The sequence below is a fragment of the Streptomyces litchfieldiae genome, assembly GCF_031845365.1.
GTDB lineage: Bacteria > Actinomycetota > Actinomycetes > Streptomycetales > Streptomycetaceae > Streptomyces > Streptomyces litchfieldiae.
Window position 1 is genome coordinate 47,183 of record NZ_JAVREL010000021.1, and the last position, 20,785, is coordinate 67,967.

Annotated in this window: 19 protein-coding genes; 6 read left to right on the forward strand and 13 right to left on the reverse strand. The window is 71.9% G+C overall.

Annotated elements, in window-relative coordinates; genetic code table 11:
• The first annotated feature begins 8 nt into the window (after nt 1-8).
• Nucleotides 9-503, forward strand: a complete 495-nt coding sequence (gene ybaK, locus RM590_RS28525) for a Cys-tRNA(Pro) deacylase (protein ID WP_311707618.1) — start codon at nt 9-11, stop codon at nt 501-503.
• Between the two features lie 3 nt (nt 504-506).
• Here ybaK and RM590_RS28530 read toward each other — a convergent pair whose 3' ends face one another.
• The 4 genes from RM590_RS28530 to RM590_RS28545 form a co-directional block, all read right to left on the reverse strand.
• Nucleotides 507-1,187 (reverse strand): ABC transporter permease, encoded by a 681-nt coding sequence (locus RM590_RS28530; RefSeq protein WP_311707619.1) that lies wholly within the window; start codon nt 1,185-1,187, stop codon nt 507-509.
• A 90-nt stretch (nt 1,188-1,277) separates the two neighbouring features.
• Nucleotides 1,278-2,069, reverse strand: coding sequence for an ABC transporter permease (locus tag RM590_RS28535; protein ID WP_311707620.1), 792 nt, complete (start codon nt 2,067-2,069; stop codon nt 1,278-1,280).
• Entirely contained in the window at nt 2,066-3,037 is a 972-nt protein-coding gene (locus tag RM590_RS28540) for an ABC transporter ATP-binding protein (RefSeq protein ID WP_311707693.1), read from the reverse strand. The genes RM590_RS28535 and RM590_RS28540 overlap by 4 nt, the downstream gene beginning before the upstream one ends.
• Before the next feature lie 176 nt (nt 3,038-3,213).
• Nucleotides 3,214-4,434, reverse strand: a complete 1,221-nt coding sequence (locus RM590_RS28545; RefSeq protein WP_311707621.1) for an NYN domain-containing protein — start codon at nt 4,432-4,434, stop codon at nt 3,214-3,216.
• Nucleotides 4,435-4,624: 190 nt separating this feature from the next.
• On the opposite strand from RM590_RS28545, the gene RM590_RS28550 reads away from it, so the two are divergent.
• Nucleotides 4,625-4,753, forward strand: a complete 129-nt coding sequence (locus RM590_RS28550; protein WP_311707622.1) for a hypothetical protein — start codon at nt 4,625-4,627, stop codon at nt 4,751-4,753.
• Between the two features lie 66 nt (nt 4,754-4,819).
• Here the strand turns inward: RM590_RS28550 and RM590_RS28555 are convergent, their stop codons facing one another.
• Nucleotides 4,820-5,053: a hypothetical protein gene (locus tag RM590_RS28555; protein ID WP_311707623.1), complete on the reverse strand. Its 234-nt coding sequence runs from the start codon at nt 5,051-5,053 to the stop codon at nt 4,820-4,822.
• A gap of 115 nt (nt 5,054-5,168) precedes the next feature.
• Complete coding sequence (dnaE, locus tag RM590_RS28560; RefSeq protein WP_311707624.1) at nt 5,169-8,711, reverse strand: DNA polymerase III subunit alpha; 3,543 nt, start codon at nt 8,709-8,711, stop codon at nt 5,169-5,171.
• Nucleotides 8,712-8,960: 249 nt separating this feature from the next.
• On the opposite strand from dnaE, the gene RM590_RS28565 reads away from it, so the two are divergent.
• Together RM590_RS28565 and RM590_RS28570 are read left to right on the forward strand one after the other, a co-directional pair.
• On the forward strand, nt 8,961-9,647 hold the full coding sequence (locus RM590_RS28565) for a hypothetical protein (protein ID WP_311707625.1): 687 nt from the start codon (nt 8,961-8,963) through the stop codon (nt 9,645-9,647).
• A gap of 70 nt (nt 9,648-9,717) precedes the next feature.
• Nucleotides 9,718-10,635, forward strand: a complete 918-nt coding sequence (locus RM590_RS28570) for a thioredoxin domain-containing protein (protein WP_311707626.1) — start codon at nt 9,718-9,720, stop codon at nt 10,633-10,635.
• 58 nt (nt 10,636-10,693) lie between these two features.
• On the opposite strand, the gene RM590_RS28575 is transcribed toward RM590_RS28570, so the two are convergent.
• Nucleotides 10,694-11,269 (reverse strand): dienelactone hydrolase family protein, encoded by a 576-nt coding sequence (locus tag RM590_RS28575; RefSeq protein WP_311707627.1) that lies wholly within the window; start codon nt 11,267-11,269, stop codon nt 10,694-10,696.
• Between the two features lie 101 nt (nt 11,270-11,370).
• Between RM590_RS28575 and RM590_RS28580 the strand changes: the two genes are divergently transcribed.
• On the forward strand, nt 11,371-12,492 hold the full coding sequence (locus tag RM590_RS28580) for a mechanosensitive ion channel family protein (protein ID WP_311707628.1): 1,122 nt from the start codon (nt 11,371-11,373) through the stop codon (nt 12,490-12,492).
• 25 nt (nt 12,493-12,517) lie between these two features.
• Here RM590_RS28580 and RM590_RS28585 read toward each other — a convergent pair whose 3' ends face one another.
• The 3 genes from RM590_RS28585 to RM590_RS28595 are packed head-to-tail and all read right to left on the reverse strand — an operon-like array spanning nt 12,518 to nt 14,732.
• Nucleotides 12,518-13,459, reverse strand: a complete 942-nt coding sequence (locus RM590_RS28585; protein ID WP_311707629.1) for an RluA family pseudouridine synthase — start codon at nt 13,457-13,459, stop codon at nt 12,518-12,520.
• A gap of 46 nt (nt 13,460-13,505) precedes the next feature.
• Nucleotides 13,506-14,132, reverse strand: coding sequence for a signal peptidase II (lspA, locus tag RM590_RS28590; protein WP_311707630.1), 627 nt, complete (start codon nt 14,130-14,132; stop codon nt 13,506-13,508).
• Between the two features lie 42 nt (nt 14,133-14,174).
• The gene (locus tag RM590_RS28595) at nt 14,175-14,732 is read right to left on the reverse strand and encodes a TraR/DksA family transcriptional regulator (RefSeq protein ID WP_311707631.1); all 558 of its coding nucleotides are present in this window, start codon (nt 14,730-14,732) and stop codon (nt 14,175-14,177) included.
• Between the two features lie 450 nt (nt 14,733-15,182).
• On the opposite strand from RM590_RS28595, the gene ileS reads away from it, so the two are divergent.
• A complete protein-coding gene (ileS, locus tag RM590_RS28600) occupies nt 15,183-18,323 on the forward strand; it encodes an isoleucine--tRNA ligase (RefSeq protein ID WP_311707632.1) in 3,141 nt (1,046 codons plus the stop codon).
• Nucleotides 18,324-18,437: 114 nt separating this feature from the next.
• Here ileS and RM590_RS28605 read toward each other — a convergent pair whose 3' ends face one another.
• The 3 genes from RM590_RS28605 to RM590_RS28615 all read right to left on the reverse strand — a co-directional run bounded on the left by RM590_RS28605 (nt 18,438) and on the right by RM590_RS28615 (nt 20,690).
• The gene (locus RM590_RS28605) at nt 18,438-19,655 is read right to left on the reverse strand and encodes a DivIVA domain-containing protein (RefSeq protein ID WP_311707633.1); all 1,218 of its coding nucleotides are present in this window, start codon (nt 19,653-19,655) and stop codon (nt 18,438-18,440) included.
• Nucleotides 19,656-19,704: 49 nt separating this feature from the next.
• Entirely contained in the window at nt 19,705-19,992 is a 288-nt protein-coding gene (locus RM590_RS28610; RefSeq protein ID WP_311707634.1) for a YggT family protein, read from the reverse strand.
• A 74-nt stretch (nt 19,993-20,066) separates the two neighbouring features.
• The gene (locus tag RM590_RS28615; protein ID WP_311707635.1) at nt 20,067-20,690 is read right to left on the reverse strand and encodes a cell division protein SepF; all 624 of its coding nucleotides are present in this window, start codon (nt 20,688-20,690) and stop codon (nt 20,067-20,069) included.
• Nucleotides 20,691-20,785: the final 95 nt, after the last annotated feature.

Genomic DNA, 20,785 nt, shown 5'->3' on the forward strand with positions numbered 1-20,785 from the left:
CTTGGGACGTGGGCAGGAAGCAGCGCCCGGCGGCGGGCGGCACGCCCGCGACGGTGGCGGCGACCCGGGCGGGGGTGGCGTTCTCGCTGCACTCCTACGAGCACGACCCGGCCGCGCCCTCCTACGGGGAGGAGGCGGCGCGGGCGCTGGGCACCGATCCCCGGCGGGTGCTGAAGACACTGGTGGCCGAGGTGGACGGGGCGCTGACGGTGGCGGTGGTGCCGGTGTCGGCGTCGCTGGGGCTGAAGGCACTGGCCGCGGCGGTGGGCGGCAAGCGGGCGGCGATGGCCGATCCGGCGGCGGCCGAACGGACCACGGGGTATGTGCTGGGCGGGATCTCCCCGCTGGGGCAGCGCAAGCGGCTGCCGACGGTGGTGGACTCCTCGGCCGCCGGCCACGCGACGGTGTTCGTGTCGGCGGGCCGCCGGGGCCTGGAGATCGAGCTGGCCCCGGCGGACCTGGTGACGCTGACGGACGCGGTGACGGCGCCGATCGCGCGTTAGCGACTATTCGTCGCCGGCGCCGGGCGCGGCCGGTTCGCGCCAGTTCGGCAGCTCGGCGGGGTGCCGCGGGGGGTCGACCGGGCCCCAGGCCGTGGTGCACACCAGGTGGCCGAGCAGCGCGGCGAACGGCAGGCCCAGCAGCACGCCGCGGGCGCCGAGCTCCAGCGGCGCCTCGAACGGGACGCCGGCGCCGACGGACTCGGCGTGGGCGGCGATGTCCTCGGTGGGGCCGAGCCAGACGCCCAGCCGCCAGGCCAGCCAGGAGCCGAGCAGCGCGCCGGCGGTCAGGCCGAGCACGACGGCTACGCCGCCGCGGCGGCGCAGGACGAAGACGACGGCGCCGGTCACGACGCCGATCGCGAGGCCGAACAGCAGGAAGGCGCCGTCGGCGCCGATGGCCTGCTGCCCCTCGGAGTTCGCCAGGAGAACGGCCTCGCCGTCCGAGATCAGCGGCACGCGCGGCGCCCGCCACAGCCACAACAGGCCGAGAAGCACACCGGTGACCGCGGCGACCGGCAGCGCGACCAGCACCGCCTCGCGTATCTCCCGCCCCCAGTGCCGCCCGGGCGCGGCCGCGCCCCCACCGGCGGAGTCCGCCTCGGCGGCGGGCTTCGGCGCCCAGGGGTCGTGGCCCCCGTTCGCGGCGGCCGAGCTGTTGTCCGGTGCAGGCTGGGGAACGGTCACCCCGTCATCCTGCCAGGTCCGGCCACCTGTTCGGCCCGCGGGACGGCCGTTCGGCGTATCAGCACACCGGGACGCGGCCTTCGACGCGGCTCAGCGCAGCGCGGCCCGGCGGTAGGACCAGGTGGCCAGGGCCAGCGCGGCGGCACCGACCGCGGCGCAGACCGCGAGGTCGCCGGCGACGCCGCCCCAGTCGGGGCTGGGGCCGAGCGCGGCGGCCAGCGCGTCGACGCCGTAGCTGGAGGGCAGCAGCTCGCGCAGCCGCTGCACGGCCTCGGGCAGCCGGCCCTCGGGCAGCACGCCGAGCAGCAGCGCGGCGGACATGCCGAGCTGGCCGCACAGCGTGGCCAGCTCCGCGCGTGGCGCCAGCAGGCCGAGCGCGGCGCCCAGCCCGGCGAGCGCGGCCCCGGCCAGCGGCACCACGGCGATCAGCACCCACAGGCCGCCCAGCGGAAGCTGGTAGAGCAGGCCGCCTGCGACGGCGGTGACGAGCACGCCGGGCACCGTGAACGAGGCGTACGCGGCGGCCGTGCCCAGCGCCACCGCGGCGGCGGGCACCGGCAGCGTCGCGTAGTGGTCCAGCCCGCCGCCGGCCCGCAACTGACCGAAGTACTGGGCGAGGAGGTTGAGCGCGACGAACGCCACGACGAGCACGGCGGACCCGGCCACCACGGCGCGGGCCTCCGCCCCGGTGCCGCCGTCCACCACGCCGCGCATCAGGACCATGATCCCCAGCGACTGGAAGGTGGCGACGAGCAGCAGCGGGATGCGCGCCACCCGAGCCCGGGAGAGCTGCGCGCGGTAGACGGCGCCGAGCGCCGGCCACAGCCGGGCGGCGGGCGCGAGCGGCACGGCGCCCGGGGCGGGCGCGGGGTGGTCGGTCACGAGCGCTCCAGTCCCTCGCCCCGGCCACCCAGCGCCAGATACACGTCCTCCAGGCTCGGGGTGGCCAGCGTGAAGTCGTCGAGCGCCGCGAACGCCGGGCCCTCGGTCACGGTGGCCACCACGGCGCGGGCGCGCTCGGGCGGCAGGCGCAGGGTCCAGCGGCGGCCGGTGATGACGGCCGAGCCGTACAGTTCGGCGATCTCCGGGACGGCCAGCGGCGCCTCGCCGCGCCAGACGAGGTCCAGGCGGACGTCGGCGCCGACGGTGGCCTTGAGGCCGCCGGGGGTGTCGCAGGCGATGACGCGCCCGGCGTCCAGCACGGCGACGCGGTCGAGCACGGTCTCGGCCTCGATGACGTTGTGGGTGACCAGCACGACGGTGGTGCCGTGCTCCGCGCGGCGCCGGTCGATGGCGGCCCAGACCGCGCGGCGGGCGACGGGGTCCATCCCGGCCGTGGGCTCGTCCAGCACGAGAACGGGGCGGCCGCCGGTGAGGGCGGCGGCGACGCAGGCGAGCCGGCGCTGTCCCCCGGAGAGCTTCTTGAGCGGCCGGCCAGCCAGCGGCGTCAGGCCCAGCTCGTCGAGCACGGCGTCCCGTTCGCGGCGGGCCGCGTCGGCGTCCAGGCCGCGCAGCCGGGCGGTGGTCTCGACGGCGAGGGCGACGGTCAGCTCGTCGAGCGCGGTGGACTCCTGCCCGAGGTAGGCCAGCAGCCGGGCGGCGCGCCGGGGGTGGCGCACCAGGTCGTGGCCGAGCAGCGTGATGCTGCCGGAGTCGGGGCGCAGCAGCCCGGTGAGCTGGCGCACGAGGGTGGTCTTGCCGGCGCCGTTGGGGCCCAGCAGCCCGAAGATCTCGCCGGTGGAGACCTCCAGCGCGATTCCGTCGCTGGCGCGAACGGGCGCGGTCCCGGCGTCCCGTCCCGCGCGGCGCCACCGGCGGGGCGCGGCGTAGGTCTTGGTCAGCCCGCGCACGGCGAACGCGGCCCGCGCGGTCGCCGCGGTGCCCGGCGCGCGCTCTGCCGCTGAGGTGGGGGTGCCGGCCCGTGCGATGGATGAGGCCACGAGCAACGAGCCTACGTGGCGGGCCCGGGAGCCCGGACACCGGGGCACGTTTCGGACCCAGCCCGGACAGAAGGCCGCCCGGCGCGCTACGAGGCGCGCTCGGCGCCGGTCCGGCCGTCGACCTCGCGCCAGAAGCCGGCCCGGATCGCGTACCGGTCCTGCTCGTCGATCTGGTCGTCCTTGTGGGCCAGCAGCCCGAACCGGGCGGCGTAGCGCAGCAGTTCGCCGTCGATGCGGTGCGGGATGCGCGGGTATTCGCCGGAGAGCTGCTGCAAGTGCGCCGGGGCGGTGAGCCGTTCGGCCCAGCGGCGGGCGAAGACCTGGCCCACCTCGAACGGGTCGCCGCTGACCGCGGTGATGTCCTCCTCGCGGTCGGCCCAGCGCTGTTCCGCGGTGGTGAGCTGGGACAGCATCGGCAGCGCGGAGATCTCCGGGGGCTCCTCGGGCGTGCCGCGGTCCACCCAGCCGCGGTCCGACGACCAGCGCAGCGTGGCGGTCGCGGCGGGCTGGGCGGGCCGGCCGAGGGAGGCGAGGTCCTTGGGGGTGGGCACGCCCTTGACGGCGGGCGCGGTGGCGTCCCGGTCCGGCGGCGGACAGGCGGTCTCCGCGGGCGGGGTGCCGTTCTTCACGGCGACGGACCGCTCGCGGGCGGCGGCGGGCCGCCCGGCCGGGGCGCCGGCGGTCTCGGGCAGCGGGGCGGCGAGGATGGCGGCGATCTCGGGCCGGGTGGCGGTGTGCGGAGTGCCGACGGCGACCGCCTCGTTGACGCGGACGGCGCGGGTGATCCAGGCGCGGTCCAGCACCCGGCGCTCGTCGGCCTCGGCGACCAGGTCCTCGGACTGGTTGTAGTCGCCGTCGGCGGCCTGGACGGCCCACAGGTGGACGGCGACGCCGTGCTCCTTGGCGGACATCAGGCCCGGCAGCAGGTCGCCGTCGCCGGTGACGAGCACGATGTCGGCGCAGGCGCGGTTGCGCGCCAGCTCGGTCAGCTCGGCGTGCATCGCGGCGTCCACACCCTTCTGCGCCCAGCGGCCGTCGCTGCGCGTCAACGCGCCGAGGCGCACGGTGACACGGGGCATGACGCGCAGCCGGCGGTGCTCGGGCTGGGGCACGCGGTCGGGGGCGCCGTCGAACCAGTAGATCCGCAGCAGCTCGCGGCCGGTGTCGGCCTCGGCGCGCTCGCGCAGGCCCTGGATGAGGGCGGTGTGATCAACGGTGATGCGGGGGCGGGCGGGCTCCCCGGCGAGAAGGCTGGCGGCTGCGCCAAGGAGATAGCCCGCATCCACCAGGACGACGCAGCGGTCCACGTTCCACCTTCTTTCACGGAAGCGTTTTCTTGAGTCTGCCCGACCGTCACGCCGTTATCTGTGCCAACTCGATCTTCGGCGTGGCGAATCCGCCGCCCGGACCGCCCGGAATGCGAACTATGTTGCGCCGTGCGAATCTGGTGGCGCCGGCCCTCCGCGACCGGATGATGTGTCAAGCCTGGAGGCGAACATGGCCAAGAACAAGAACCGCAACCGCCCGTCGCCGGCGCCGGAGCCCCCACCCGCCCAGACCCGGACGGACGGCTCCCTGGAACAGCCGAAGGCCCGCAAGCGCGAGAAGCGCTTCGGCCACAACTGACCCGGCAACGGAACGAGGGCGCGTTCCCCCGCCCCGGGGAACGCGCCCTCGCCAGCCGACTTGAATTCAGTCGGAGAATGCGTGCCTTTCGTGTGCTGCCGCGAAATAGCGGGCGTCGGATACCTCGGACCGCACCGACTCAACGGGCGGCGTGCCCCGGCGCACGATGTCCCACGCCTCGTGGACACAGCGGAGCCGGTCCTCGAATGCGGTTCCGGGGAAATACTCGGCGAGCGCGCGCACGGCATCCTGCCGTGACATATGCGCTTGACACAGGAGGAAGACTGCCTTGTCGACCATGCGGGCATCCATAACGACCCACCCCTCTTGCGGCGATATTCCTATCACCGAAGGTAGACCGCTGAATGCCCTATTCGGGTAAAGCGAATTCCATCATCGCGCCAACAGGGGGGCATCAGCCCGCCAAACACGTGGGCCCCAGGAGCGCTTTGAGGTCGCCGAAGAGCGCCGGATCCGCCTGGACCCGGTGCCGGTCCAGCCGCAGCACCGTCGTGGTGCGCGTGCCCTGAAGCTTCACTCGCACCTCGGTGGGCCCGCGGTGCTGCCCGAGCACCTCGCCGAGCCGTTCGACCAGCGGCGGGGTGACCTTGAGGGTGGGGATGGTGATCGTCACGGGCGCGTCGGCCGACGCCTCCGACAGGTCGGGCACCATCAGCTCCATGGCCACCAGGCGCGGCACGTCCTCCCGCTTGTCGAGGCGGCCCTTGACGAACACGACGGCGTCCTCGACGAGTTGGGTCGACACCAACTGGTAGGTGGCGGGGAAGAACATGCAGTCGATGGAGCCGGCCAGGTCCTCCACGGTGGCGATGGCCCAGGGGTTGCCCTGCTTGGTCATCTTGCGCTGGAGGCCGGAGATGATGCCGCCGATGGTGACGATCGCGCCGTCGCTGTAATCCCCGCCGGTGAGCGCGGAGATGGCCGCGTCGGCCTTGTCGTCCAGGACGTGCTCGATGCCGAAGAGCGGGTGGTCGGAGACGTATAGGCCGAGCATCTCCCGCTCCTGGGCGAGGAGATAGCTCTTCTCCCACTCCTCGTCCGAGAAGACGACGTCCATGCCGAAGCCGGGGCCGCCGTCGCCGTCGGCCTTGTCGTCCATGCCGCCGAAGAGGTCGAACTGCCCCTCGGCCTCCTTGCGCTTGACCTGCACCACGTTGTCGATCATGGACTCGAAATGCGCGATGAGGCCCTTGCGGGTGTGGCCCAGGGTGTCGAACGCGCCCGCCTTGATGAGCGATTCAATGGTGCGCTTGTTGCAGACGACGGCCTCGACCTTGTCCAGGAAGTCGGGGAAGGAGCTGTATTTGCCCTTCGCCTTCCGCGTCGCCACGATCGAGTCGACCACGTTCTGTCCCACATTGCGCACCGCGGTGAGACCGAAGACGATCGTCTCGTCACCGCGCGGCGTAAAGAACGCCTCGGATTCGTTGACATCCGGCGGGAGCACCTTGATGCCCATGCGCCGGCATTCGTTGAGATAGACCGCCGACTTGTCCTTGTCGTCGCGGACCGAGGTGAGCAGCGCGGCCATGTACTCGGCCGGGTAATTGGCCTTGAGATATGCCGTCCAGTAGGTGACAAGGCCATATGCCGAGGAATGCGCCTTGTTGAACGCGTAGCCGGAGAACGGCACCAGCACGTCCCACACGGCCTGGATCGCCTCGTCGGAGTACCCGTTGCCCCGCATGCCCTGCTGGAACGGCACGAACTCCTTGTCGAGGATCTCCTTCTTCTTCTTGCCCATCGCGCGGCGGAGCAGGTCGGCTTGTCCGAGCGAGTACCCGGCGAGCACCTGGGCGGCCTTCTGCACCTGCTCCTGATACACGATCAGGCCGTAGGTGACGTCGAGGACCTCCTTCAGGGGCTCCTCCAGCTCCTTGTGGATCGGGGTGATCTCCTGCTGGCCGTTCTTGCGCAGCGCGTAGTTGATGTGCGAGTTCATGCCCATCGGGCCCGGCCGGTACAGGGCGCCGACGGCGGAGATGTCCTCGAAGTGGGTCGGCTTCATCATGCGCAGCAGAGACCGCATGGGCCCGCCGTCGAACTGGAAGACACCCAGGGTGTCGCCGCGGCCGAGCAGTTCGAACGTCTTGGGGTCGTCCAGCGTCAGGCTCAGCAGCTCGATGTCGACGCCCTTGTTCTTCTTGATGAGCTTGACGGCGTCGTCCATGATCGTCAGGTTGCGCAGGCCCAGGAAGTCCATCTTCAGCAGGCCGAGCGACTCGCACGTCGGATAGTCCCACTGCGTGACGACCACACCGTCGTTCTTCGGCGCGAACAGCGGCACATGGTCGACCAGCCGCTCACTGGACATGATCACGCCGGCCGCGTGCATGCCCATCTGCCGGACCAGGCCCTCCAGCCCGCGCGCGGTGTCGATCACCTTCTTCACGTCCGGCTCGTTCTCGTACATCCCCCGGACCTCGCCCGCCTCGCTGTAGCGCGGGTGGTCCTTGTCGGTGATGCCGGAGAGCGGGATGCCCTTGCCCAGGACGTCGGCGGGCATGGCCTTGGTGATGCGGTCGCCCATCGCGTACGGGTAGCCCAGCACGCGGGAGGCGTCCTTGATCGCGGCCTTGGCCTTGATCGTGCCGTAGGTGCCGATCATCGACACCTTGTCGGCGCCGTACTTCTCCGTCACATAACGGATGACCTCGCCGCGCCTGCGCTCGTCGAAGTCGATGTCGACGTCCGGCATGGAGACGCGCTCGGGGTTGAGGAACCGCTCGAAGATCAGGCCGTGGTCGATCGGGTCGAGGTCGGTGATGCCCATGGCGTACGAGACGAGCGAGCCGGCCGCCGAGCCGCGGCCCGGGCCCACCGCGATGCCCTGCTCCTTGGCCCACATGATGAAGTCGGCGACCACGAGGAAGTACCCCGGGAACCCCATCTGGATGATGACGCCCATCTCGTACTCGGCCTGCCGCTGCCGGTCCTCCGGCACTCCGCCCGGGTAGCGGCGGGCCAGGCCCTTACGGACCTCCTCCTGGAACCAGGTCACCTCGGTGTAGCCCTCGGGCACGTCGAAGCGCGGCATCAGGTCCCGGGACTCGAACCAGCCGGAGGTGTCGATCTGTTCGGCGACCAGCCGGGTGTTGCGGCAGCCCTCCTGCCAGGCGTCGGAGGAGTCGATGGCGTACATCTCCTCCGGCGACTTCAGGTAGTAACCGGCGCCGTCGAAGCGGAAACGGTCCGGATCCGACAGGTTCTTGCCGGTCTGCACGCACAGCAGCGCGTCATGCGCGTCCGCCTCGTGCGCGTACGTGTAGTGGCTGTCGTTCGTCACCAGCGGCGGGATGCCCAGCTTGCGGCCGATCTCCAGCAGGCCGTCCCGCACCCGGGTCTCGATCTCCAGCCCGTGGTCCATGATCTCCAGGAAGTACCGGTCCTTCCCGAAGATGTCCCGGTACTCGGCCGCCGCCTTCAGCGCCTCCTCGGGCTGCCCCAGCCGCAGCCGCGTCTGCACCTCGCCCGACGGGCAGCCGGTGGAGGCGATCAGCCCCTCGGACCACTGGGCGATCGTCTCCTTGTCCATGCGCGGCCACTTGACGAAGAAGCCCTCGGTGTACGCGTCGGAGGACAGCCGGAACAGGTTGTGCAGGCCGGTCTTGTTCGCCGCCCAGATCGTCTTGTGGGTGTAACCACCGGAACCGGAGACGTCATCGCGCTTCTGGTGCGGCTGGCCCCACTGCACCCGTCGCTTGTGCCGCCGAGACTCCGGCGCCACATACGCCTCGATGCCGATGATCGGCGTGACCCCGGCGCCGGTCGCCTGCTGGAAGAAGTCGTACGCGCCATGCAGGTTGCCGTGGTCGGTGACCGCGATGTGCGACATGCCCATCTCCTGGCACGCCTTGAACATGTCCTTCAATCTCGCCGCTCCGTCCAGCAGCGAGTACTGGGTGTGGACGTGCAGGTGGGTGAAGGGCTTGGTCACGCGCCGAACCTTCCGCAGCAGGGGCCTCGATCATCCCGAACCCTACATCCGCCCCACGCCCGGACGCGCCCGTTCCACCACCCCGTAACATTGACGTTTTCGCAGGTCAGAGCCGTATTCTCGGCAACGCCCAAGGTCAGCGCGACGAGCGGGAATCCCGGTCGCGGCGGCTTCGAGGCGCGGCCCGCGGGCAACAGTCCGATCACCACCCGTACCTCTGTGTCCGCACCCGTGGCACACTCGCTCTCAATGGGCACGACGACTTCGGGGATACGTGTGACGCGCGCGGCGGTGTTCGCCGCGCTCTGCGTCACGCTCTCCGCCGGGGCCCATGTGCTGCTCTCCGGCTCCCCGCTGCCCGCCACGACCGTCGTGCTCGTCGCCGCGGCCGTCTTCGGGCTGGCCTTGGCGCTGGCCGGCGACCACGAGCGCGGGTTCGGCGCGATCGCCGCGCTGCTGGTGCCGCTGCAACTGGCGGCCGACACCGTCTTCACCACCGGCCGGGACGCCTGTTACGGCCCCGGCGGCGGCCCGGTGACCGGGCCGCTGCGGCTGATGGGCGTCGATCTGCTCTGCGGCGGCGGCGACTTCGGCGCCCCGCTGACCCGGCTCGCCACGGCCGGCCACCCCGGCCCGGCCGCCGGCCCCTGGGCGCTGCTCGCCGCGCACGTGGCCGTCGGCCTCGCCGCCGCGGCCTGGCTGCGCTGCGGCGAACGGGCGCTGGGCCGGCTGCTGCGCGCGGCCGCGGCCACCACGTTCCGCCCGCTGCTGCTGGCCGTCGCCGTCCGCACCGCCCGCGCCACGGCCGCCCCGCCGGCGCCGCGCGCCCCGCGCCGCGCCCAGACCGCCCCCGCGCCCCCGCCGCCGGGGCACTCCGTTCTCCGCCGCGGGCCCCCGCCGCCGTCCCCGGCAGGCACGCTCGCGTTCGCGCGCTGAGCGCGCCGCCGCACGGCCACCCTGCGCACCGCACACGACCGAGACACGGAATCCCGGAGACACATCCACCATGAGCAAGCGCAACTCCCCCGAGGCCAAGAGAGCCGCCCGTGAGCGCATGCGCGCCGAGCGCGAGCGCCAGGCGAAGCGCGAGAAGCTTCGCCGCCAGTTGACCGTCGGCGGCGCTGCCGTCGCCGTCCTCGCCGTCGCCGCCGGCATCGGCGTGTTCGTCGCCGGCATGGGCGACGGGGACGACAACACCGACTGGGGCGCCGTCCGCGCCCAGGTCGACGACGGCGAGGGCGACCTCCCCACCGAGCCCCCGGCCAACACGTCGGGCGAGGACGGCCTGACCATCCGCATCGGCGACGAGAACGCGGCCAACACCCTCACCCTCTTCGAGGACGCCCGCTGCCCCGCCTGCGCCGCGTTCGAGCAGGGCACCGGCGCCACGGTCCGCGAGGGGATGGAGAACGGCGACTACGCCGTCGAGTACGTCTTCGGCACGTTCCTCGACGGGAACCTCACCGGCTCCGGCTCCAAGAACGCGCTCAATGCCCTGGGCGCCGCGCTGAACGTCAGCCCCGAGGCGTTCCTGGACTTCCACGACGCGCTGTACTCGGCCGAGTTCCACCCGGCCGAGTCCACCGACGAGTTCGGCGACGACGAGCGGCTGATCGAGATAGCCCAGACCGTGCCCGAGCTGGAGGGGAACCAGGAGTTCGAGGACGCCGTCACCAACGACACCTTCGCCGTCTGGGCGCTCCAGATGTCGGACAAGTTCGACGCCGACCCCGACGTCGAGGGCACCCCGACCCTGAAGTTCAACGGCGAGGTCGTCGAGACCCCGCAGACGCCCGAGGACCTCACGGCGATGGTCGAGGCGAACAGCGTCGCCGCCGAGGACGAGGCGGCGGGCGACGCCGGATCCGAGGAGGACACCGCGGAGGGCGACGGCGAGTCCGGCGACTCGGGGGCGACCGAGTAACCAGCGGCGTGCCACATCCGGGCGGGGGGCCCCCCCCGGGGCCGCCCGCCCGGTGCGTTCAGTCCAGCTCGGCGAGGAACCCCAGCGCGGTCGCCCAGGTGGCCTCGGCGGCCTCCGCGTCGTAGTCCGGCAGCTCGGGGTCGGTGTAGAGGTGGCCGGCGCCCTGGTAGCGGTACACCTCGACCTCCGCGCCCGCGCGCCGCATCCGCAGGTACCACGCGTTCAGCCAGTCGTGCGGCTCGAACGGGTCGGGGTCGGCGACGTGCAACTGCACCGGCAGCCCGTCCACCGACGCGTCCTCGGCGATGTCGGCGGTGCCGTGCAGGAGCAGCAGTCCCTTGGCCCGGCTGTCGCCCAGCGCGATGGTCTGGGCCAGCGAGCCGCCCAGCGAGAAGCCCGCGTACACCACGCCCTCGTCCGAGTGCGGGGCGGTCGCGGCGATCGCCCGGCGCAGCAGCTCGTCCCGGCCGATCCCGTCCTTGATCTCCATGCCCGCCTCGACCGTGTCGGTGGTCCGGCCCCCGTAGAGATCGGGCGCGACGACCCGGTGCCCGGCGGCCGAAAGCCGCTCCACGGCCTGCCGCACGGCGGGCCGCGGCCCGTAGGCGGAGTGGAAGAGCATGATGCAGCTCACGTTCTTGACGGCCTTCCGGTGGTACGCGTGCTTCTCGGGCCTCCCATCCTGCCAGTTAGCCTGGCGGGCGGAGACAGGCAACCGAGGAGCTGACACCACCCATGGACGACGTGTTGCGGCCGCTGCTGGTCATCGGCGGCACCATCGCGCTGACCCTGGTCATCGGCTGGCTGATCGACCGCGCGCTGTGCGCCGCGGACACCCGCCACCCGGACACCAAGATGTGGGCGCTGCTGCGCCGCTGCCAGATGCCGCTCCAGTTGCTGCTGGCGTCCGCCGCCGTCCAGGTCGCCTACAGCGCGTTCGATCTGGAGCTGCGCCGCGACGACCTCATCCAGAGCATGCTCGCCATGGTCACGATCTTCTCGGCGGCCTGGCTGACGATACGCGCGGCCGGCGCCGTCGCGGAGAACTATCTGGCCCACTACGAGGCCAGGACCGCCGACCAGGCCCGGGTCCGGCAGTTCCGCACCCAGCTCGTCATGATCCGGCGCGTGATCACCACGCTGCTCGCGGTCGTCGCCACGGCCGTGACCATGCTGCTGGTCTTCCCCGACCTGCGCGCGCTGGGCGCCTCGATGCTGGCCTCCGCCGGCGTCATCGGCATCATCGCCGGTGTCGCCGCCCAGTCCATGCTGAGCAACCTGTTCGCCGGGCTCCAGGTGGCCTTTGGCGACTCGGTGCGGATAGGCGACACCGTGGTGGTGGACGGCGAGTGGGGCACCGTCGAGGAGATATCGCTGGCCTTCCTCACCGTCCGGATCTGGGACGACCGGCGGCTGACGATGCCCGTGTCGTACTTCAACAGCAAGCCCTACGAGAACTGGTCGCGCGGCGGGCACGAGATCACCGGCACCGTCTTCCTGCACCTCGACCACACCACCCCCGTCGGCGAACTGCGCAAGCGGCTCCAGGAGTTCCTGCTCGACCGCCAGGACTGGGACGGGCGGCACTGGAGCCTGGTGGTCACCGACACCACCCCGAGCACCATCGAGGTGCGCGCCGCGATGTCCTCGCGGAACGCGGACAACTCCTGGACGCTGCGCTGCGCGGTCCGCGAGGAGCTGATCGCGTGGCTGCGGGACAACCACCCCTACGCGCTCCCCCGGATCGCCACCTCCCCGGCCGCCGCACCGCCCGCCGCGGTGAACGACGTCCCCCCGGCGGAACGCCCGCTGCCCGGCCAGGCCGGCGGCCCCTCCCCCAGCGAGCCCGTGAACTGACGCGCCCGCCGCCCGCGCCGGGCGCTCAGGAGCTCTCGGCGCGCAGGGCCTCCAGGGCGAGCCGCAGATCCTCTGGGTACTCCGTGGTGAACTCGGCCCGGCTTCCGTCCGCGGGATGCGTGAACCCCAGCCGCACCGCGTGCAGCCACTGCCGGGTCAGCCCGAGCCGGCGGGCCAGCGTCGGGTCGGCGCCATAGGTCAGATCGCCCGCGCAGGGGTGCCGGTGCGCGGCCATGTGCACCCGGATCTGGTGGGTGCGGCCGGTCTCCAGCTTGATGTCCAGCAGGCTGGCCCCGCGGAACGCCTCGATCAGGTCGTAGTGCGTCACCGACGGCTTGCCGTCGGCGGTCACCGCCCACTTGTAGTCGTGCTGCGGATGGCGTCCGATGGGGGCGTCGATGGTCCCGCTCAGCGGATCGGGGTGCCCCTGCACCAGCGCGTGGTAGCGCTTGTCCACGGTCCGGTCGCGGAACTGCTGCTTCAGCCGCGCGTAGGCGGTCTCCGACTTGGCGACGACCATCAGCCCGGAAGTGCCGACGTCCAGCCGGTGCACGATGCCCTGCCGCTCTGCGGCCCCGGAGGTGGCGATCCGGTACCCGGCGGCGGCCAGACCGCCGATCACGGTGGTGCCGCTCCAGCCGGGGCTGGGGTGGGCGGCGACGCCGACGGGCTTGTTGACGACGACGAGGTCCGCGTCGTCGTACACGATCTCCATGCCCTCGACCGGCTCGGCCACGACGCGCACCGGCGCCGCCGGTGCGGGCATCTCGACCTCCAGCCAGGAACCGCCCGTCACACGTTCGGACTTGCCGACCTCGGCGCCGTCCAGCCGGACCTTCCCGGCCGCGGCGAGCTCGGCCGCCTTGGTCCGGGAGAAGCCGAGCATACGGGCGAGGGCTGCGTCGACACGCTCTCCCTCCAGTCCCTCCGGTACGGGCAGTGCGCGGGTCTCGGGAAGGGTGCTCACCCTCTGAAGTATGCCGGACGGGCGATGCCCGCCCGGCCCGTCACGGTCAGTCGCGGTGCACCGTGCCATCGGGGTCCAGGCCCCGGAAGGACAGCAGCACGATCAGGATGCCGCCGCAGACGATCGCCGAGTCGGCCAGATTGAACACGGCGAAGTACTTCGGAGCGATGAAGTCGACCACGTGCCCCTCCAGCGCGCCGGGCGCGCGCAGGACGCGGTCGGTCAGGTTCCCCAGCGCGCCGCCGAGCAGCAGCCCGAGCGCGATGGCCCAGGGGGTGCTGTACAGCTTCCGGGCCAGCCGGACGATCACGGCGATCACGGCGGCGGCGATGCAGGTGAAGACGACGGTCAGCGCCTCGCCGATGCCGAACGCGGCGCCCCCGTTGCGCACGGCCTCGAAACGCAGCCACTCGCCGAGGACCTCGATCGGCTCCTCGTGCTCCAGCCACTCCACGACCATGATCTTGGTGACGAGGTCGAGCACATAGGCGAACGCCGCGACCCCGGCGAGCACCAGGATCCGCCGCTTGCCGCGGCCCTCCCCGGCCTCGTTCTCCTCGGCCCCGTCGTCCCCGGCCACGTCCGCCGTCTCGTCCGTCCCATCCGTCACGTCCGACGTGTCCGCCCCATCCGGCTCGTCCGGTGTCTCGATGGTCCGCTCCGCCTCGCTCACGGGACGAGGGTACGCCACGCCAGTGCGATCACCGGAAATCCGTCAGAAACGTCGCTCCTGCTTCTGCTTGCAGTCCACACAGAGGGTGGCACGCGGGAAGACCTGCATCCGGGCCTTGCCGATGGGGTTCCCGCAGTTCTCGCACAGCCCGTAGGTGCCCGCCTCCAGCAGCCGCAGGGCGCGTTCGGTCTGGTAGAGCATCTCCCGCGCGTTGGAGGCCAGCGCCATCTCGTGCTCGCGCGTCACGTTCTTGGTGCCCGTGTCGGCCTGGTCGTCGCCCGCGCCGTCCCCCGAGTCGCGCATCAGCCCGGTCAGCGCCTCCTCGGAGGCCGTGATCTCCGCGCGCAGCCGGTCGGCCTCGGTGGCCAGCGCGGTGCGGGCCTCCTCGGCCTCGGCCGCGGTCCACGGGTCCTCGCCGGAGCGGACGGCCAGCCCGCCGGGGTCGGCCGGAGCCGACAGGCGGGCGGGCGGAACAGGGGCGGACGGGTCGTCCGCGGTGCTCTTCTTCGATGCCACCTTCTTGACTCCTGTCTTCCGCTCCTGGGCCGTCCCGCGGGCCGGCTTCTTCGCCGCCCCCGCGGCGGTCTTCTTCCCTGCCATGGCGGCGGCCCCTTCACATAGTGTGATCTAGCTGGCGAATCGTGACCGGAACGATAAATCGACTGGAGGGGTGCGGCAACGGGGGCACGCCGTTTTCTCCCTGCGTTGTGCCCCGCCCGGCCCCCGCATAACCGGTCGTCGCCCCCCCGGCGGCGCCCCGTACACTGGGGGCAGCGAAAGGCATTGATGGGGACGAGTAGCGTCGTCCGGCAGCCACGAGCGATCCGGGGATGGTGTGAGCCCGGGGGCGAGCGCGACGTGAAAATCACCCCGGAGTCGCCGGCGGAAAGCTCTCCGAGTGAGTAGATCCGGCATCGCGGCCCAATGAGAGGGCCGGGGGCACGGCCGGTTTTCCGGCGCCGCCCCGGCCAAGGAGGGTGGTACCGCGGGAGCACGCGCTCTCGTCCCTCCGACGGAGAACGCCATGTGTGTCCGCCGGAGGACGATCCGATGACGCAGTACCGCCACGTACCGGCCCAGGTCGATCTGCCCGCCCTCGAACACGAGGTGCTCGATCTCTGGCGGGAGAACAAGACCTTCGCCCGGAGCCTGGAGCAGTCCGAGGGGCGCCCCGAGTGGGTGTTCTACGAGGGCCCGCCCACCGCCAACGGCATGCCCGGCGCCCACCACATCGAGGCCCGGGTGTTCAAGGACGTGTTCCCGCGCTTCCGCACGATGCGCGGCTTCCACGTCAGCCGCAAGGCGGGCTGGGACTGCCACGGCCTGCCGGTCGAGCTGGCCGTGGAGAAGGAGCTGGGCTTCACCGGCAAGCAGGACATCGAGGCGTACGGCATCGCCGAGTTCAACGCCAGGTGCCGCGAGTCGGTGACCCGCCACACCGACGCGTTCAGCGAGCTGACGACCCGCATGGGGTACTGGGTCGACCTCGACGCCGCCTACCGCACGATGGATCCCGAGTACGTGGAGTCCGTGTGGTGGTCGCTGAAGGAAATCTTCGACAAGGGCCTGCTCGGCCAGGACCACCGCGTGGCGCCCTGGTGCCCCCGCTGCGAGACCGGCCTGTCCGACCACGAGCTGGCCCAGGGCTACGAGACGGTCGTCGACCCCTCGGTCTACGTCCGCTTCCCCCTGCTCTCCGGGCCGCTGGCCGGCGAGGCGTCGCTGCTGGTGTGGACGACCACCCCTTGGACCCTGGTGTCCAACACCGCGGTCGCCGCGCACCCCGGCGTCACCTACGCCGTCGCCACCGACGGCAACGAGCGGCTGGTCGTCGCCGAGGCGCTGCTGGACAAGGCGCTGGGCGAGGGCTGGACCGCGACCGGACAGACGTTCACCGGCGCGGAGATGGAGCGCTGGGCCTACCGGCGCCCGTTCGAGCTGGTCGACTTCGGCGGCGCCGAGGCGCACTTCGTGGTGAACGCCGAGTACGTCACCACCGAGGACGGCTCCGGCCTCGTGCACCAGGCCCCGGCCTTCGGCGAGGACGACCTCCAGACCTGCCGCCGGTACGGCCTGCCCGTGGTCCGGCCGGTGCGCGTGGACGGCACCTTCGAGGAGGAACTGCCGCTGGTCGGCGGCCAGTTCTTCAAGAAGGCGGACGAGGCACTGGTCGCCGACCTCAGCGAGCGCGGCCTGCTCTTCCGGCATCTGCCGTACGAGCACAGCTATCCGCACTGCTGGCGCTGCCACACCCCGCTGCTCTACTACGCACAGCCGGCCTGGTACATCCGCACCACGCGGGTGAAGGACGCCCTCCTGCGGGAGAACGAGAAGACGGCCTGGTACCCCGACTCGGTCAAGCACGGCCGCTACGGGGACTGGCTGAACAACAACGTGGACTGGGCCCTGTCGCGCAACCGCTACTGGGGCACCCCGCTGCCCATCTGGCGCTGCGCCGAGGACCACCTCACCTGTGTCGGCTCGCTCGCCGAGCTGACCGAGCTCACCGGCGAGGACCAGTCGGGGCTGGACCCGCACCGGCCGTTCATCGACGAGGTCACCTTCACCTGCACCGCCGAGGGCTGCGAGCTGACCGCCCGGCGGGTACCCGAGGTGATCGACGCCTGGTACGACTCCGGCTCCATGCCGTTCGCGCAGTGGGGCTACCCGTACCGCAACCGCGAGGAGTTCGAGAAGCGCTATCCCGCGCAGTACATCTGCGAGGCCATCGACCAGACCCGCGGCTGGTTCTACACGCTGATGGCCGTCGGCACTCTGGTCTTCGACCGCTCCTCGTACGAGACCGTGGTCTGCCTGGGCCACATCCTCGCCGAGGACGGCCGGAAGATGTCCAAGCACCTGGGCAACATCCTGGAGCCGATCCCGCTGATGGAGCGGCACGGGGCGGACGCGGTGCGCTGGTTCATGGCCGCCGGCGGCTCGCCCTGGGCGGCCCGCCGCGTCGGGCACGGCACCATCCAGGAGGTCGTGCGCAAGACCCTCCTCACCTACTGGAACACCGTCGCCTTCCAGGCCCTGTACGCCCGCACCTGCGGCTGGGCCCCCGGCGAGAGCGACCCGGCGCCGGCTGACCGGCCGCTGCTGGACCGCTGGCTGCTGAGCGAGCTCAACGCTCTGGTGGACATGGTCACCAAGGCGATGGAGAGCTATGACACCCAGCGCACGGGCAAGCTGATCTCCACCTTCGTGGACGACCTGTCCAACTGGTACGTCCGCCGGTCCCGCCGCCGCTTCTGGCAGGGCGACCCGGCCGCGCTGCGCACGCTGCACGAGGTGCTGGAGACGGTGACCCGGCTGATGGCGCCGCTGGTCCCGTTCCTCACCGAACGCGTCTGGCAGGACCTGGTCGTGCCAGTGACGCCCGGGGCGCCGGACTCGGTGCACCTGACGTCCTGGCCGGAGGCGGACCTCGCGCTGATCGACCCGGACCTGTCCCGGGACATGCTGCTGGCCCGCCGCCTGGTCGAGCTGGGCCGGGCCACCCGCGCCGAGTCCGGCGTGAAGACCCGCCAGCCGCTGTCCCGCGCGCTGGTCGCGGCGCAGGGCTTCGAGCTGCTGAGCGACGACCTGCGCGAGCAGATCGCCGAGGAGCTGAACGTGGCCTCGCTGTCCGCGCTCTCCGACATGGGCGGCTCCCTGGTGGACACCTCCGCCAAGGCCAACTTCCGTGCGCTGGGCCGCCGTTTCGGCAAGGGCACCCCGGCCGTCGCGCGGGCCATCACGGAGGCCGACGCCGCCGAGCTGTCCGCGGCGCTGCGCGCGGGCACGGCGGCGGTCGAGGTGGACGGGGAGCGGGTGGCGCTGTCGCCCGAGGAGGTCATCATCACCGAGACCCCGCGCGAGGGCTGGTCGGTGGCGTCCGACGCGGGCGCCACGGTCGCGCTCGACCTGGAGATCACCCCGGAGCTGCGCCGCGCCGGGCTCGCCCGCGATGTGATCCGGCTGATCCAGGAGGCCCGCAAGAACAGCGGCCTGGACGTGGCCGACCGCATCGCCGTGCGCTGGCAGACGGCGGACGAGGAGATGGCGCGCGCCCTGACCGAGCACCAGGCGCTGCTGTCCTCCGAGGTGCTGGCGACGGACTTCACCGAGGGGCCGGGCGAGGACGGCTTCGGCGAGACGTTCGGCGACGAGGCGCTGGGCGTCACGTTCCGCCTGCGCCGCGTCTGAGACCGGCCGGAGGGCGAACGACCAAGGGCTGGGGCCCGGACCAGACGGTCCGGGCCCCAGCCCTTGGTGTCCGCGCCTCGTTGATATGCCGGGCGGCGCTCGGTCAGCGGCGCGTCAGTTGTCGTCCTCGTCGATGAGGAAGCCCCGCATCGGGGACGGCGCCTGCTGCATCGGCTGCGGACCCTGGGGCCGCACCGGCGCCATCGGCTGCGTCATCGCCGGGGACATCTGCTGCTGACCGCCGTAGGAGGGCGGCCCGCTGGGGGCGGCGTGCCCGCCGTGACCACCGTGCGTGCCGTGCCCGCCCATGGGCTGGTTGCCGCCGAGGGACTGGTGACCGCCCATGGCCGCGCCCGGGCTGGTCGGGGCGCCCGCCGAGGCCAGCGAGGGCTGGGGCGACGGCGGCAGCGACGCGGCGGCGGGCGAACGCGGCGGGGCAAGCGAGTCGTCGGACTGGCTCTCCAACTGGCGGAGCTGGCTCTCCAGGTACGACTTCAGGCGGGTGCGGTACTCGCGCTCGAAGCCGCGCAGGTCCTCGACCTTGCGCTCCAGCGTGGCGCGGGCGGACTCCAGGGAGCCCATGGCCACGCGGTGCTTCTCCTGCGCGTCCCGCTCCAGCGCGTCGGCCTTGGCGCGGGCGTCCCGTTCCAAGCCCTCGGCGCGGCTGCGCGCCTCGCCCACGATCTTGTTGGCCTCGGAACGGGCCTCCGCGATCGCCTGGTCCGCGGTCTGCTGGGCGAGCGAGAGCACGCGCGCCGCGCTCTCGTTGCCACCGGCCGGCTGCGGCATCTGCTGCGGGCCGGGGCCACCGTGACCGGGGCCACCGTGACCGGGGCCGCCGAGACCCGGGCCGCCGAGACCGGGGCCGCCCAGGCCCTGGCCGCCGTGCGTGCCCATCGGCACCGGGGCGCCGGGGTGACCCTGCGGGCCACCGGGACCACCGGGGCCCATCGGGCCGGGGCCGCCGTGGCCCATCGGTCCGGGGCCGCCGGGGTGGCCCTGCGGGCCCCCCGGTCCGGCGGGAAGCTGCGGCGGACCGCCCATCGGCTGCTGCTGATGCTGCTGCTGCTGGGGGCCCGGTCCCGATATGGCCGACATGGGGCCGCCCGGGCGTTCCTGCGGGTCGGGCTTGCGCATGTTCTGCTGGTTCTGCGCGGCGGCCCGGGTGGCCGCGGCCAGCTTGGCCCGCAGGTCCTCGTTCTCCCTGAGCAACCGGGTCAGCTCTGCCTCGACCTCGTCGAGGAAGGCATCGACCTCGTCCTCGTCGTAGCCTTCTCGCAGACGGACGGTCGTGAACTGCTTGTTCCGCACGTCCTCGGGGGTCAACGGCATCTCTTCACCTCAACGTAATTCGTCGGCATATCGGCAAGACCGTAACCGTTCACAGCCCGGCCCTCACGACGATGGTCAGGATGTAGACGATGATCATCAGTATGAAAAAGGACAGATCAAGCGCCACACCCCCGAACCGCAACGGAGGGATCACCTTCCGCAGCGCCTTCAGTGGCGGATCGGTGGCAGTGTAGGTGGCTTCCAGCGCGACGACCATCGCCTTGCCGGGGCTCCAGGAGCGGGCGAACATGAACACGTAGTCCATCACCAGCCGGAAGAGCATCAGGCCGATGAAGCAGTACAAGGCAATCAGGATCACCTGAAGTGCGATGTCCATCCTGCCTGTCCCTCTCCCCTGGTCTCATGCCCCGGCCGCTCTCGGCCGGGACGCCGTGGTCCGGTGTCCTGTCGTCAGCTCTGGTTGAAGAACCCGCCCTCGGCGATCCGGGCCTTGTCCTCCGCCGTTACATCGACGTTAGCAGGCGACAGAAGGAACACCTTCTGCGTCACGCGCTCGATGCTGCCATGGAGACCGAAGACGAGACCAGCCGCAAAGTCGACAAGTCGCTTCGCATCCGTGTCGTCCATCTCGGTCAGATTCATGATCACCGGGGTGCCCTCGCGGAAATGTTCGCCGATGGTACGGGCCTCGTTGTACGTCCTGGGGTGGAGCGTGGTGATCCGGTACGGCTCCCGCTCTGACACGACCTTGGGCATGATCACCGGTGCGCTCTTCTCCAGATTCTGTCGGTCGGATGTGATGGAAGACACGGGAGCGATCCTCCCGGGCCGTCTGCTTTCGGACAGCACTGGAGCGGGTGTTGGCTCCGTCTCGCGCTGCGCCGGCGGGTGCACGACCCGCACCGGCTCCTCGGCCCGCTCCCGCGGCGGCGGCTCGTGCGCCGGCTGGCGCCGCCCCCGCTCGGGCTCCGGTTCCGGCTCGAACTCGTCATCGGGGCCATACCCCGGCCGGTCGTACCCGTCGTCCTCCACGAGGCCGAGGTAGACCGCCATCTTGCGCATCGCGCCAGCCATCGACTGCGTCCTCCGCTCTGTGGTGGATCGGGTCCGATCTGCCCGGGCCGTGGATCCACGTAACCTGCCCGAAGAATTCGGGATTGACCATATTT

What these genes read in the sequence shown, in the direction of transcription:
- RM590_RS28550 (WP_311707622.1), top strand. Translation starts at nt 4,625, where the DNA reads ATGGCCAAGAACAAGAACCGCAACCGCCCGTCGCCGGCGCCGGAGCCC.
- RM590_RS28555 (WP_311707623.1), bottom strand. Translation starts at nt 5,053, where the DNA reads ATGGTCGACAAGGCAGTCTTCCTCCTGTGTCAAGCGCATATGTCACGG.
- RM590_RS28565 (WP_311707625.1), top strand. Translation starts at nt 8,961, where the DNA reads ATGGGCACGACGACTTCGGGGATACGTGTGACGCGCGCGGCGGTGTTC.
- RM590_RS28570 (WP_311707626.1), top strand. Translation starts at nt 9,718, where the DNA reads ATGAGCAAGCGCAACTCCCCCGAGGCCAAGAGAGCCGCCCGTGAGCGC.
- RM590_RS28580 (WP_311707628.1), top strand. Translation starts at nt 11,371, where the DNA reads ATGGACGACGTGTTGCGGCCGCTGCTGGTCATCGGCGGCACCATCGCG.
- RM590_RS28595 (WP_311707631.1), bottom strand. Translation starts at nt 14,732, where the DNA reads ATGGCAGGGAAGAAGACCGCCGCGGGGGCGGCGAAGAAGCCGGCCCGC.
- ileS (WP_311707632.1), top strand. Translation starts at nt 15,183, where the DNA reads ATGACGCAGTACCGCCACGTACCGGCCCAGGTCGATCTGCCCGCCCTC.
- RM590_RS28605 (WP_311707633.1), bottom strand. Translation starts at nt 19,655, where the DNA reads ATGCCGTTGACCCCCGAGGACGTGCGGAACAAGCAGTTCACGACCGTC.
- RM590_RS28610 (WP_311707634.1), bottom strand. Translation starts at nt 19,992, where the DNA reads ATGGACATCGCACTTCAGGTGATCCTGATTGCCTTGTACTGCTTCATC.
- RM590_RS28615 (WP_311707635.1), bottom strand. Translation starts at nt 20,690, where the DNA reads ATGGCTGGCGCGATGCGCAAGATGGCGGTCTACCTCGGCCTCGTGGAG.